This is a genomic window from Psychrobacter sp. GTC18467, assembly GCF_055397455.1.
Genome location: NZ_AP038920.1, coordinates 2,168,160 through 2,182,385, shown reverse-complemented (window position 1 = coordinate 2,182,385; position 14,226 = coordinate 2,168,160). Strand labels below are relative to the sequence as shown.

The 14,226-nt window shown below is 43.8% G+C and carries 10 protein-coding genes and 2 CRISPR repeat arrays; of the genes, 8 read left to right on the top strand and 2 right to left on the bottom strand.

Features of this window, described 5'->3' with window-relative positions; all coding sequences use genetic code 11:
- Window positions 1-23: 23 nt before the first annotated feature.
- The gene (locus ACZ5XY_RS09745) at window positions 24-971 is read right to left on the bottom strand and encodes a DUF4007 family protein (protein ID WP_464741178.1); all 948 of its coding nucleotides are present in this window, start codon (window positions 969-971) and stop codon (window positions 24-26) included.
- 222 nt (window positions 972-1,193) lie between these two features.
- Here ACZ5XY_RS09745 and ACZ5XY_RS09740 point away from each other — a divergent pair, with 222 nt between their 5' ends.
- Entirely contained in the window at window positions 1,194-2,345 is a 1,152-nt protein-coding gene (locus ACZ5XY_RS09740) for a cysteine desulfurase family protein (protein WP_464741176.1), read from the top strand.
- 68 nt (window positions 2,346-2,413) lie between these two features.
- Here ACZ5XY_RS09740 and ACZ5XY_RS09735 read toward each other — a convergent pair whose 3' ends face one another.
- Window positions 2,414-4,231 (bottom strand): ATP-binding protein, encoded by a 1,818-nt coding sequence (locus tag ACZ5XY_RS09735; protein WP_464741174.1) that lies wholly within the window; start codon window positions 4,229-4,231, stop codon window positions 2,414-2,416.
- Window positions 4,232-4,705: 474 nt separating this feature from the next.
- A CRISPR array of direct repeats spans window positions 4,706-6,740; the repeat unit is 36 nt; unit sequence GTCTGAAACGTTCCCTGATTTCTAAGGGATTAAGAC.
- 445 nt (window positions 6,741-7,185) lie between these two features.
- Here ACZ5XY_RS09735 and ACZ5XY_RS09730 point away from each other — a divergent pair.
- The 7 genes from ACZ5XY_RS09730 to dinB all read left to right on the top strand — a co-directional run bounded on the left by ACZ5XY_RS09730 (window position 7,186) and on the right by dinB (window position 14,174).
- Window positions 7,186-8,157 (top strand): hypothetical protein, encoded by a 972-nt coding sequence (locus ACZ5XY_RS09730; RefSeq protein ID WP_464741172.1) that lies wholly within the window; start codon window positions 7,186-7,188, stop codon window positions 8,155-8,157.
- Window positions 8,158-8,219: 62 nt separating this feature from the next.
- Window positions 8,220-8,978, top strand: a complete 759-nt coding sequence (locus ACZ5XY_RS09725; protein WP_464741170.1) for an alpha-ketoglutarate-dependent dioxygenase AlkB family protein — start codon at window positions 8,220-8,222, stop codon at window positions 8,976-8,978.
- Window positions 8,979-9,053: 75 nt separating this feature from the next.
- Window positions 9,054-9,341 (top strand): CRISPR-associated endonuclease Cas2, encoded by a 288-nt coding sequence (locus tag ACZ5XY_RS09720; protein WP_464741168.1) that lies wholly within the window; start codon window positions 9,054-9,056, stop codon window positions 9,339-9,341.
- Window positions 9,342-9,362: 21 nt separating this feature from the next.
- Window positions 9,363-10,475: a CRISPR-associated endonuclease Cas1 gene (cas1, locus tag ACZ5XY_RS09715; RefSeq protein ID WP_464741166.1), complete on the top strand. Its 1,113-nt coding sequence runs from the start codon at window positions 9,363-9,365 to the stop codon at window positions 10,473-10,475.
- A 62-nt stretch (window positions 10,476-10,537) separates the two neighbouring features.
- Complete coding sequence (gene cas2 / locus ACZ5XY_RS09710; RefSeq protein WP_464741164.1) at window positions 10,538-10,825, top strand: CRISPR-associated endonuclease Cas2; 288 nt, start codon at window positions 10,538-10,540, stop codon at window positions 10,823-10,825.
- A gap of 285 nt (window positions 10,826-11,110) precedes the next feature.
- A CRISPR array of direct repeats spans window positions 11,111-11,636; the repeat unit is 36 nt; unit sequence GTCTGAAACGCTCCCTGATTTCTAAGGGATTAAGAC.
- A 494-nt stretch (window positions 11,637-12,130) separates the two neighbouring features.
- Window positions 12,131-12,955, top strand: a complete 825-nt coding sequence (locus ACZ5XY_RS09705) for a methyltransferase domain-containing protein (RefSeq protein ID WP_464741162.1) — start codon at window positions 12,131-12,133, stop codon at window positions 12,953-12,955.
- 97 nt (window positions 12,956-13,052) lie between these two features.
- A complete protein-coding gene (dinB, locus tag ACZ5XY_RS09700; protein WP_464741160.1) occupies window positions 13,053-14,174 on the top strand; it encodes a DNA polymerase IV in 1,122 nt (373 codons plus the stop codon).
- The last annotated feature ends 52 nt before the right edge of the window (window positions 14,175-14,226 follow it).

Sequence of the window (14,226 nt, the reverse complement as noted above, 5' to 3'; positions counted from 1 at the left end):
AAACAAATTATCTTCGTAGCGGTTTACGAGCGACTGTAGTCTTCACTTTTCATATAAGCCATGCAGCGATCAAAAATAGCATCTAGATTGCTACCATCCGTAATTTGAAATTGGCGTATCCCTGCAGATTGTGTCCAAGTTAGATGATAGTCCGTATCTTGTAGCTGCTCGGCATAGCTGATGATGGCGTCTTCATCCAACATAAAAACGCGACCTGGAGAACACTCATCATAAGTACAAGTTTCAAGCGATAAGGTATCTGCTGACGGGTTATGAATTCGCCAGCATTTAATTAATGCATAAATAAAAACATGCAGCGTTAAATCGTTTTTCTCACCTCTAAGCGCACGAATATTATGCTTATTGATTCGCGTGAGCAGTCCAAGCTCAACCAAAGGCCCTTCTAAAGAGCCTTCAAAATTATCCTTAGATTTGCGCGATTTTGCCGTATAATTTTGAATTAAGCATTCAATATCTTTTCTAATCGTTGAATCCGAGGGCGCTTTTAAGCCATAGTCTTTTAAAAAATCTTTTAAGAGTCTTGCAAACTCTTCTCGGCTTAATTCAGATTTGGTATTGATATTAAAAAGCCAGTAATAAGTCACAAGATTTGGATTGGTCACAAGGCTTAAATGCAAAAGCCAAATGGTAGACGGCGACTCAAGATAAGGATCAAGCCCATCATTTGCAAATATCGATTCAGCATTATAAAGTGCATTTAGCTGACTTAGCGAATCTAAAGGCGCGGCATCATTCATAGGGTTAATCAGCTGCGCTGAGGATGTATTATGATACGCGCTGCCATTTCGGTAAATCATTCCTGTCTGCATTGACCAAAACCGCAAAGCGTTGAGCATGTTTTTACCGACACCAAAATCGGCAATCGCGGTATCTTTAGCAAAAATATTGTCGTTAGTATCTTCTTGATCTGCAATCTGATCAAAGCTTTTTTTAAGCCAGCTATATCTCAAAGGAAAGGTATCATGCCCTGATAAAGTAGGTTTTATATTCTCAATTAAAGAGGAAAAATAGCGCATAATTATTAATCAGCCCATAAAAAAATCTGCAAAACTTGATTTGGAACTTGCTTCCAATATCAAGCGATTATAACATGTAACCTTTAAGCTGTAACTCGATTAATTTTTAATAAACTTAGTTTTAATAATAAAATTATTTATCAATGGCGTATTTAAATGAATTCCATATATTTAGATTATAATGCTCAGACGCCTTGCGATTCTGCTGTCATTGAAGCTATGAATAGCGTTTGGTCAACGCCTGGCAACCCTCATTCAAGTCATCACGCTTTTGGTTGGCAAAAAGAGACGCTCATCAATGACAGCTTAGCTTTAATCGCTGAGAGTTATGATTGCTTTGAAGATGATCTAATTTTTACTTCAGGGGCAACGGAGGCAAATAATTTTGCGATATATTCAGGTCTTAAGCTTGCTAAGCATATCAATCCTTTAGCAGATACTATATTAACAAGTCAATTAGAGCATAAATCGGTATTAAGCCCGCTACATGATGCGGCTGACAAATATGGCTTTCATATTATTTATATTGATATCACTGAGCAAGGTATTCTTGATTTACAAGACTTACAAAAAAAGATGCTCGAGCACCGCGTCGCTTGGGTATCCTGTCCTGCAACAAATGGTGTGATCGGGACAAATCAGCCTATCATTGAGGTTGCGACGATTTGCCAACATTATAATGCCATGTTTCATGTTGATGCGTCGCAGGCAGGATATACAGATCTGTCTTGTGCTGATTTAGAAGCTGACTTTTTGACGATGTCAGCTCATAAAATATATGGTCCTTCAGGTATCGGGCTTTTGTATTCAAAGCATCTGCAAAACTCAGATTTTAAGCCCTTGATCATCGGTGGCGGTCAGCAAAATGGTCTTCGCGCCGGCACGCTTGCAGCCCCTTTGATTGTTGGGATGACAAAAGCCATTACGATTTTAGAGGATATTAAGCATACCGAAGCCGAGCGCTTGATGGCGTTAAAAAGTAGTTTGCTTAACGGGTTACAAAAAGTCTTGCCAGTATCTGTTGTCGGTGACGCTAATCTTCGCCATCCTGGAAACTTGTATCTTATAATTGAGGGTGTCGATAGCATGCAGCTACTTAACAACGTTCAGCCAAAGCTTGCGTTTTCTTTGGGATCAGCTTGTGATGGTTTAACCCGTGAGTACTCACCTCTTATTAAAGCCATGGGAATTTCTAAACAAAGAGCTGAATGTGCCTTTAGGATTTGCACTGGTCGGCTGACGACCAAAGATGAGATCGACTGCGCTATAGATTTGATCACAACCGAAGCGCAAAAAATTCGGCATTAGCTTTAGGATATAGATGAGCAAAACCCACCTATATCATTATCCAAAAAGAATAGCTATCCAAAAAACGATTACTGCGGATCGTCAACTGCCATATATTCTGATAAAAACTGACCCCAATTTTGGCGGACGACTTCATACTGCCGTCTACGCTCTGAGGTGATGGCTTCTGATTCCATGTGACCCCAAGCTGCAAGGCTTAGTTTCAACAAGTCTTTGTTTTCATCGCTGGCTTTATTGATAAAGTTTTTATAAAAATTATGATCAGGATTGATTTCAATTAAAATAAAGCCATCACTAACGGTCACTTCAAAAAACTGATCATAAGGCAAATTGACTTCTTCAAACTTGACGCGAAGATCGTTTTCTAAAATCTCTTCAATCAGCTGCGGCACTTTTTCTTGAGAAATAAGACCTTTATCAGCCAAAGTTTGAAAGCTTTTTTCTAGGCTCTCTTTGGTAGGCTTTGGCGTGTCCGCGCCGCGTTTTTTACGGCTTTGCTCATTGGCTTGGGTTGCTTTGATATTCACATCGTCAGTTTTAAGATCATAGTGATCGACTTGTTGGTGCTTTAATCCTGAAAAGTTCATGTTTTCAACTTTACGATAGGACATCTCAAACGCTGAGATGATTTTATTCATACATTTAATCAGTTGAGCATCTTCAGGATTTTGCCGCTCTAATAAGGCAAGTGCTTCTGCAGCGTCATTACTGCCGTACTGCTTAGTGATGTCTTGCATATCAATGGGGCGGATTTTATTTGCTGACTGCTTATTATTGGTGACGCCAAAAAAGTCATCAAGCACCGGCTCAAATTCAATCTCAACGCCAAGCCAGCGATCTTTTAATTTATTATCAAACAATTTAAAATTTTCAATCAAATCAAGCTCACGCCCTGCCCGCATGATTGACAGCCCAATGTTGCTTTTTAGCTTCGCGCCGACATTCGTGCTACCGATATAGCCGCTTGTGGTTTCACGAAGCTTTTGTACCAAATCGTTTGAAATGACAGACGAGCTGATCGTCACCATCCCTGATTTGCCATTATCAAGTTTGATTTCAAACCGGTCATAAAATGCTTTGTCAAATGCCGCGCTTGTAATCTCTTGCGGATAGTCTTTGATGTCTTTGAGCGTGGTATTTTCCATAAGCTGCAACGGGTCGTTGGCGACAAATGGGACTGAGTTTTCACGGACATACTCTGAGCCAAATAGCGCGTCCTCGGTCAGCTGATAGCTTTGAAAGATAACTTGAACATCACCGCTATTAATCATTCGGCGGTACATGCGGCCAATGATGTCTTGGGTGTTACGAAGTAGCGCGGCGGAAGTTTTCCAATGCAGCTTGTCCAAATTGCTCCAAACGACCGCCGTTCCCGATGCTGGCAGGTCGCCATCAAACGGTAAGGTCAAATATTCAGGAAGCGCGCTTGGGTGTGGGTATAAAATATGCTCTTGCTTGTCTTTTTGAATTTTTACAATATCAAGATAAGTGGTAAAAGCTGGCTGACCTAATTGCCAACTGAATACGTCCGTTCTTAAGCACTGTGAGATGCTGGAGTTTGGCAGTCCCATCCCAAACTTGCCCATACCTTTGGCGTTTTTGCGGTTTTCTGAAGCGCCAAACTCTAACGCGGCGTGCAAAATCTCAGGCGGCATTCCGCTACCGTTGTCGATGATGGCAATTTTGTCGATTTGTTTGCCACCTTTTGAGCCATCACTATTGCGAACTTGCTTTTCATAGACCACAAAATAGACCTCGGTTGCTGCTGCTTGGATGCTGTTGTCAATCAGCTCAGCGACGGCGTAGGCAGTATTTTTGTAGCCGTTGTCGCGCATGGACTCGATGACGACTGAGGGGCTAATAAATAGCTTTTCATGGGTTTGCATGGGAAATCCTGATATATTAAATTTAAAGGAAGTTGGGTTGATATAAGCGGAGCGTTTGACCGTTGAGTTTGCTAAAGCATGCCAACGATAGTAACCAACTATATTTTAATTATCAATAATTCAGAATTAAAACGGGCGTTTATTCAGTGCGTTTTTTTGACAAACTTTTGCTTTAAAAATCGCGCAACGGTCAAAAATCATGCCGCAATCTGGTAACTTTTCCTTGTCCATCGAGCTTGTATGGTCTATGATAAGCAAATAGCAGCTATGCTATCCCTGACATCAGGGCGTTTCAGACGCTATTCGATGAGACTGGCAGTCATTATTTAAAATTTCAGACGGCAAATTGATTACTTTTTGAGCAATTTTGAATAAAAAAGTGGTCAAAAAAACAGCAACTTTTAAATCGATTTTTGTTGGTTAATTTTTTAATCGTAAGTTATTGATTTTATTAACCTTAAAAATTGCGCCACAGTCTGAAACGTTCCCTGATTTCTAAGGGATTAAGACCTACCGCGCGTTCCTAAAAACGCTACCGTCTGGTGTCTGAAACGTTCCCTGATTTCTAAGGGATTAAGACCAACTGGCGGTGCCCGCAACAGCAGATACATTTAGTCTGAAACGTTCCCTGATTTCTAAGGGATTAAGACTCAATAATAGACCCAGCGTCTACCTTCTCGAATGTCTGAAACGTTCCCTGATTTCTAAGGGATTAAGACTTATTCTTAGCACTACTGTTTAAAAATCTTCTAAAGTCTGAAACGTTCCCTGATTTCTAAGGGATTAAGACTCTACTTCATAAGGGAATAGATTCTTATGCTCTGTCTGAAACGTTCCCTGATTTCTAAGGGATTAAGACAATATATATCCTTTCTTTTATCATCTTTTAATGGGTCTGAAACGTTCCCTGATTTCTAAGGGATTAAGACATATCTTACTTTAGTAAGAGAGAGTTCTTTGTCGTCTGAAACGTTCCCTGATTTCTAAGGGATTAAGACGCATTGCTACCCGTTTGCTTGCGCTGCAACAAATGTCTGAAACGTTCCCTGATTTCTAAGGGATTAAGACGCACTTGCGGTTCCCTTATTTCGGCATTTTGATTAGTCTGAAACGTTCCCTGATTTCTAAGGGATTAAGACATTAACGGGCGTTAGTATAGATTACACCATCAAGGTCTGAAACGTTCCCTGATTTCTAAGGGATTAAGACTACAATCTATCGGAAACATCTTTCTTTTTTATAAGGTCTGAAACGTTCCCTGATTTCTAAGGGATTAAGACTACAGATTATAGTCTTTATAAGAATCAAGATTCGTCTGAAACGTTCCCTGATTTCTAAGGGATTAAGACTCTGCAAGGCTTGGTATTTCGACAAACGCATTAGTCTGAAACGTTCCCTGATTTCTAAGGGATTAAGACGGTTGTTCTTCGGCAATGGCATGTATGAATACTGTCTGAAACGTTCCCTGATTTCTAAGGGATTAAGACATCAGTGTTGACGATAACAGCGTTCAACATTTCGTCTGAAACGTTCCCTGATTTCTAAGGGATTAAGACCATGCGTGCCGTCAGAGACTATACCGTCTAATAGTCTGAAACGTTCCCTGATTTCTAAGGGATTAAGACACGTAAAGACTTTCGTTCTCCCATTAGTATTAGTCTGAAACGTTCCCTGATTTCTAAGGGATTAAGACGGAAGTGGATGACGATATTACGGAGGCGTACCGGTCTGAAACGTTCCCTGATTTCTAAGGGATTAAGACCTATCTCTGTTCTAGAAGGTATGGTATCTCAAGGTCTGAAACGTTCCCTGATTTCTAAGGGATTAAGACTCAATAATAGACCCAGCGTCTACCTTCTCGAATGTCTGAAACGTTCCCTGATTTCTAAGGGATTAAGACTTATTCTTAGCACTACTGTTTAAAAATCTTCTAAAGTCTGAAACGTTCCCTGATTTCTAAGGGATTAAGACTCTACTTCATAAGGGAATAGATTCTTATGCTCTGTCTGAAACGTTCCCTGATTTCTAAGGGATTAAGACATTATAAGGTCGTCTTGACCTTTGGCGGCACTGTGTCTGAAACGTTCCCTGATTTCTAAGGGTGAGAAGCGTTAAAAAATTGCATGCAATTTTAGCTTCGCAAGAGAAAATCCTTTAAATAGGATTTTCTGAAGACGATAATGCAGAGCAAAAGCGGTTAAAACGTTCCCTGATTTCTAAGGGATTAAGACATATCATAAAATACCTTTAAAGCCGCTTTAGCAGTCTGAAACGTTCCCTGATTTCTAAGGGATTAAGACCCGTTGTATACATCCCATATCTCATTTTTCATACGTCTGAAACGCTCCCTGATTTCTAAGGGATTAAGACGAAGAGCATCACAAGTTAATCCTACCGCACGTTGGTCTGAAACGCTCCCTGATTTCTAAGGGATTAAGACTAAGTAAGCCAGAGCAGTGGCGCGTTGAGCAATGTCTGAAACGCTCCCTGATTTCTAAGGGATTAAGACAATTCTTAAAAAATTAAGTGTTTTTGGTATTAAGTCTGAAACGTTCCCTGATTTCTAACAAAGTGCTTTAGCGAGAATGTCTGAAAGAAAATCATAGATTTTTGATAGCAAAGGGGCAAAGCAGTGCTTTGCTGTTTCCCTCCTCATCCCTGATTTCTAAGGTGAGCGAGGATTAGTGAGTGTTTGGGAAACACTCACCCGAAGCGCAAGGCAAGAGCTATGCTCGCGTAGGCGTATAAAAAAAGCACTGCTTTTTTAGCTTCGCAAGGGAAAATCCTTTAGATAGCATTTTCTGAAGACGCTGACGTAAAGCAAAAGCTGTTAAAGCGTTCCCTGATTTTGAAAAAACCACCTGAATGAACTGACCCCCATAAGTTGGACACAACTTATGGGGGTCAGTTCATTCAGGTGGTTTTTTGCATTTAAAAGATTAAAAGCCGCAAGCTTGTCGTTTGCCACTGAATTGACAAAAGCCCTCCATAATAAGCACATCAACCGCTTACTGGAGACCGCGATGATTGCCTTTCACCAAACCCAACGCATTTGCAGCCTTGATGAGCATTTAGACCATGCCATAGGTCAGCTAAAATCACATGGCTTTAATCGCTATTACAATGCGATGGTCGGTGCTTACGTCTCCAAAGTCGCTCAAGCCTTACGCTATCCTGAGTTTGCCAATGCTACGCAGCGCGCGACGCAGCCCTTGACCTCAAATGAGCAGGCGGTCATGTACTCGACCCTGTACGCTAAGGCGCATTTTGAGCGTTTTGGGTTTGCGCTCAAGCAGCTTTTAGGCACGCATAAGCGCACCGAGGCGCAGACGATGACCATTCATGTTATCGATTATGGCTGCGGTCAGGCGCTGGCAAGCTTGGCGTTTATTGACTATCTCAAGCAGTTTGTTAATTGCGAGCAAATCACGCTACAGCTGCATTTGGTCGAGCCATCGCAAACCACGCTGACGCTTGCCGCGCGCGCAGTTACGGCGATGGCATCACGTATTTCAGCAACCACTTATGTTCATGAACATCACGGCAGCTTGGCGGATTTTTTACAAAATTCGTCGCTGAACGTCGCTGATGAGGATTGCGTGCTGCATCTGTTGTCAAACGTGCTAGATATTGCCGCCGTTCAAGCGCAAATCCCAACCCTTGCCGCACAAATTGCGGCAACAGCGGGCAAGCAGCTGATTCTTGGAGTAGGTCCTAACTACTCAAACCACACCCAAGGGCTTGAGCTGCTAAAACGCGCACTGACAGGCGTTCGCGTGAAGCAAGACGTGGCAAAATTTGCAGTGGCAAGTGAGAATTATTCCATCACCAACCATCACTGGGAGCAGACCCAAGCTATTGGTACGATGATGGGGCTTTGCTATCACAATGCCGCACAAGATGAGCCGCTACCAAAAGCGGCTTAACTGCCAATGCTGGCTTATTTCTGTAAAATAAGTGCTGACCACCACTGGATAATGAGGGCGTTATGGATTTGTTTGATAACTCACAACCGCTGCAATCAGCGTTGGCTGACTTGATTTGTGATGGCAAATTTATGCAAAGCGACTACTTGGCGCATTACCATGAAGACGGTCGCGGCATCGTGATTGATGTTCCTGACGGCAGATTGTATTACGCGCCGCAGTTTTTTGAGCGCGCCTTTAGTGACGCGACTTTGCAGCAGCTGCTTGCCTGCCAAGGCATTGATGCGCTCAATCACGATTGGCAGCAGACGGATATTGCCGATGTCGATTTTGACAATATCGCATGGCAGCAAGACAGCGTCAGTATGTTTGGCAAAACCCATGAGCTGCCGCGGCTGTCGGCGTGGTATGGCGATGATGACCGACCTTATACTTACTCGGGCATGACGTTGCAACCAAAACCTTGGAATGAGATTTTGCTAACCCTGCGCACAGCGCTCGTTCCTGTTTGCAAGCGGCAGTTTAACAGCGTGCTGCTCAATTGGTACCGTTCAGGCGAGGACCATATCAGCTGGCACACCGATGCTGAGCGCGAACTTGGGCGCAATCCGCTGATTGCATCAGTCAATTTTGGCGCAAGCCGGCGCTTTTTGCTGCGCCGCCGCGAGGACCACAGCGAAAAGCTTGAAATCCCGCTGCATCATGGCAGCGTGCTTGTGATGGCAGGCGCGCTTCAGCATCACTGGCAGCATAGCGTCCCTAAACAAAAAAAAATCAAAGCCAGCCGCGTCAATCTGACCTTTCGAACGATTCATGTTTAAGCTGATTTGATTGACGTTGTAGCCGTTATGTTGGCAATTTTTATTTAGGTTGGGATTTGATAAGGATATCAAGCCATGCCGTCATCTTGCTATTTGGTCGGTTACGATATCGGTGAGCCAAAGCGGCAAGCCGTTATCCGTTATCAAGTCAAAAATCACACCGCATCAGGGCAAAAGTCAGCTTACGAGTGCCGGCTATCACCGCTTGCTAAGCGGCAGTTGTCGGACTTTGCCCTGACCAAAATAGAGCGTCAAGACTCGTTTTTTATCATAAAAACCATGAAAACCTACTGGTCAAAACCTGCCAAAGACAACGCGTCAGCGGCAAAGCTAGCCGCTAGTGATTATTTTTATTTTGGTTAACTGCCCTTTTGAGGTGTCGTCATGCAAAATTTAGTTATTGATAAAAAAGGCTGCAAGCTTGGCATGGAGCGCAAGCTATTCACCATTCATCACAGCAGCCTTACCAAGCCCATTCAGATACCATTTTCCCAAATTCAAAGCCTGACCATCACCACGCAAGCTGATTTAAGCAGTCAGTTGCTGACGCGATTGGCGGAGCATAAGGTCAGCGTTTGCGTATTGCCAACGACTCGCTCGGGTGAGGCTTGTTTTTTGCTTGGCAGCTGGCATGCCGCAACCCGCCGGCGCGAGGTTCAATATGCCATCGTAAGCTGTGACTCAGCAAAAAGCTACTGGGCAGCAAAGCTTATCCGGCTTAAATTGCAACAACAAGCAAAAACCCTGCTTGCCATGCAGCGTATTGCAGTGTCAGATACCGCTTGCTTAAGTGAGTCTCAACGCGAAGTATTAACACAAGTGCCCAAAGCGGTGCAGCAGCTACAAGAGCTTCGCAATAAGCTTTGCAAAGTGCCCTTGAACACTAAACCCACACTGACCTCAAGCCTCACTTCTCAAGCATTTGACTATACCAACCATTGCAAGCTGCCCATTGCCAGTATTTTGGGAACAGAAGGTATCGGCTCAGCGCTGTATTTTAAGTGTTATCAAGGCTTTTTTGCGGCGCATTGGCAGTTTGACCACCGCAGCAAGCGACCGCCAAAAGACCCTGTCAATGTCGTGCTGTCGCTTAGCTATACCTTGTTGCAGCACATCTATCAGCAAGCGCTTTATAGTATCGGCTTTGACCCTTACCGCGGCGTACTGCATAGCCCAAGCTACGGTCGGCAGTCCTTGGCTTGCGATTTTGTGGAGCTTCAGCGCGGCGCGGTTGAGCTTTGGGTTTGGCAGTTGTTCGACGACGATATTTTAACCCTTGAGGATTTTGCGCAAAATAATGAGCGCTACCCTTGCGAGCTACTCAAATCCGGTCGCGCCAAATATTATCAAGCATTTTCGGCATTTCGCGCCAAACTTAGCAAAGACGCGTTGGCTCATGTTTGGATTTGGCAGCGGCGGCTCAAGCACTATCACCCAAGCGCTAGTACCGATATGCCATCTGATTTGACCTTTGTCAGTCAAGCACTTGAGCGGTGATACAAGTCTGCCAACGCTATTATTTTTTGCCTATTGTTAACTGAGATTAAACGTGAGGCTTTATGACGACTTGTTTTATTGTCGCTTATGACATCAAAAATAAAAGGCGGCTGCAACGGCTTCAGCGCCTTATTAGCAATGAGCTTTGGCAGCTTCAATACTCGGTCTATTATGGTCGCATGACGTGTCAGGCGATGGACAACTTGATTGTTAATATTCAAAAAATCATTCACAAGCACGATGATGACGTTCGCGTTTATGAGGTTGAGCCGATTGAAAACGCCTTTGTGATTGGCAAACGCGATGAGGACATCATGATGATAAGTGACGGCGGCAAACTGCTATTTTGACCACCCTTGCTTTAATTATGACGCAGGGTTGACTTGAACTGCTTAGCACTATCGGCTACACTACTGTGGTGATGCCAATCACACCCTGAGCAATCAGGGCGTTTCAGGCGCTACTTGATGAAAGTGGTGGTCACTATTTAACATTTCAGACGGCAAATTGGTTATTTTTTGAGCAATTTTGAATAAAAAAGTGGTCAAAAAAACAGCAACTTTTAAGTCGATTTTTGTTGGTAAAATTTTTAATTGTAAGTCATTGATTTTATTAACATTAAAAATCGCGCCACAGTCTGAAACGCTCCCTGATTTCTAAGGGATTAAGACTGTTTCTGTCGAATCTCCCACCATGTTTTGGAGGGTCTGAAACGCTCCCTGATTTCTAAGGGATTAAGACATAAAATGTTTCCAGATATTGGCGACACGATTAGGTCTGAAACGCTCCCTGATTTCTAAGGGATTAAGACAGTGAAAACAGGCGCGGACGTTTACTTTTCGTTTGTCTGAAACGCTCCCTGATTTCTAAGGGATTAAGACCCATTTGTTAACAAATTTATCCATTTCGGTATGCGTCTGAAACGCTCCCTGATTTCTAAGGGATTAAGACTTTTCAACTGTGCTAAGGTAATCATAATGTTTTCGTCTGAAACGCTCCCTGATTTCTAAGGGATTAAGACTTTTCAACTGTGCTAAGGTAATCATAATGTTTTCGTCTGAAACGCTCCCTGATTTCTAAGGGATTAAGACTTATTCTCACATCTTCAGTTGATACCTCCACTAAGTCTGAAACGCTCCCTGATTTCTAAGGGATTAAGACTCCGTATGAATCTTTGCGGACTCTAAACCAGAGGTCTGAAACGCTCCCTGTTTTTAAGGGTGAGAAGCGTTAAAAAATTGCATGCAATTTTAGCTTCGCAAGAGAAAATCCTTTAAATAGGATTTTCTAAAGACGTCAACATAGGACGCACTCTTCAATCCTTATCGTCTGAAAGAAAATCACAGATTTTCGACAGCAAAGGGGCAAAGCAGTGCTTTGCTGTTTCCCTCCTCATCCCTGATTTCTAAGGTGAGTGAAGATAAGCAAGCGTGTGGGGCACGCTTGCCCGAAGCGCAAGGCAAGAGCTATGCTCGCGCAGGCGTTAAAAAAGCCCTGATTTGCAACACCCAAGCCAAAAAGCCACCTACTTTTATAGTCGGCTTTTTTGGTTTATCCCTTTTAAAAACGTCACAAGCTTGCCAAATGGTAAATCGTGTGCTGATTTGATGAATAATACCTTCATCACCTCACCCATTCCCTAAAAGGATGCGATTATGCCAAACCAATCTTTGACCCAAATCGATATGGCTTGCCAAGCGATGAATGACGGGTTTTTTGACTATTATGAAAATATGGTGGAGTATTTTCATAATAACCCAAGCGCAAACTTAAACTATCACGCGTTTGCCAGCCGCACCAACCGCGCGACCAATGCGCTGATCTCAGAGCAAGAGGCGATTTTTTATATCGTCGCTTACGGTTGGCAGCACCACCAAAGCGTTCAGCATTTATTGGCTGAAACGGTCGATGTCACGAGCAATGTGCAAGAGCGTATCCGCTTGGTGGACTATGGCTGCGGTCAAGGGGTGGCGACGCTTGCGTTTATGGACTATCTGGCGCAAAAAAATGTCGCAAAAGGTCGCAAGCTTGAGGTGCATTTAATTGAACCATCAAAGGTGAGCTTGGATATTGCCAAATTGCTGATTTCGCGCCTTGCGGCAGTTCATGGCATGGCGGTGACGATTCACGGTCAGCAGCGACAGCTTGATGAGGCGCTAATTCCGCTCAACACCTCGTGCGGTGAGACGTTTCATTTATTCTCCAACGTCATCGATATCACGGCGGTGCAAAACGCCCTACCGCAATTGGCAAAGCAGCTAAAATCCTGCACTGGCAACAACTTTTTGCTTGCCAACTGTCCAAGATACGACCAAACCCAAATTGGCTTTGGGCTGCTACATAAGCATATTGACTTTAGTGACTCTTGCTATGACAAGGATTGGGACATTACTGATGAGACTTATCGCGTTTTGCAGGCGCGCTGGGGCTCTCACACCTCAAAGCAGCGTTTGGTCGCGCTGATGTGGAATGGGCAGTAATTGTAACCGTTCAATTAAAAAAGCTTCCGTTTTAAGGAGGCTTTTTTATTATAAAATTTCACGCTATCACCTTTAAAACTAAGCTAAAATAGCCGTCATGACTGCCTTTACTCCTCTGCAAGATGACCAAGATAGCAACACGACCGCCCCGCGAAAAATCATTCATTTAGACATGGATGCGTTTTATGCAAGCGTTGAGCAGCGTGACTTTCCGGAGCTTCGCGGTAAGCCATTGGTCGTTGGCGGTGACCCAAACGGTCGCGGCGTGGTGGCAGCAGCTAGCTATGAGGTTCGCAAGTTTGGCGTTCGCTCGGCGATGTCGTGCTTTGAAGCCAAAAAACGCTGTCCTGAAGCGCTATTTGTGCGACCGCGATTTGAGGTTTACCGCAAAGTTAGCCTTGAAATCCGTTCCATTATGCTCAGTCTTACTCCTATTGTTGAGCCGCTATCGCTTGATGAGGCTTACCTTGATGTGACGGGGCTTGACTGCCATCAAGGCTCGGCAACGCTGATGGCAAATTGGCTTCGGGCGCAAATTTTGCAACAAACGGGGCTGACCGCCTCGGCAGGGGTGTCATTTAACAAAATGCTTGCCAAAATTGCTTCGGATTTGAACAAACCCAACGGCACGGCGGTCATTACGCCTGCGCAATCCGAGGCGTTTATCAGTCAGCTTGCCATTGAGCGCTTTCATGGCATTGGTCGGGCAACGGCAAAGCGCTTGCATGAGCTTGGCGTCCGAAACGGTGCAGATTTGCGCCGGATTCCAGTAACCACACTTATCCACGAGTTTGGCAAACGCGGTCAGTTTTATCATGACATTGCCAATGGTTTCGACCATCGTCCGGTTAAAGCCAAACGGCAGCACAAATCGGTCGGTTCAGAAACCACCTTTAGCGACAATTTGGGCAACACGCCAAAAGACAACGCGGCGCTCAAAGCCCATATTTATGAACAAAATGCCGATGCCTTTTATCAATTAGAGCAAAAAAAACTGATTGCCTTTACCATCACCTTAAAAATCAAATTTGCTGATTTTACTCCATTAACGCGGGCGCATACGCTATCCTCGCCGTTTATCTCAGCAGACTCAGCGCATTATTGGCTGGATAAGCTATTTTTGGATGTTCCGCGCGATAAGGCAATCCGATTGGTGGGGGTGACTTACTCAAGCTTAGTTCCTGCTGATTATCAGCCGCCGCAGTTGGATTTGTTTTAAGGTTTGGTTTTGGCTTTTATTGAAAAGATACGTAGGCTATTTTTAGTTTAAG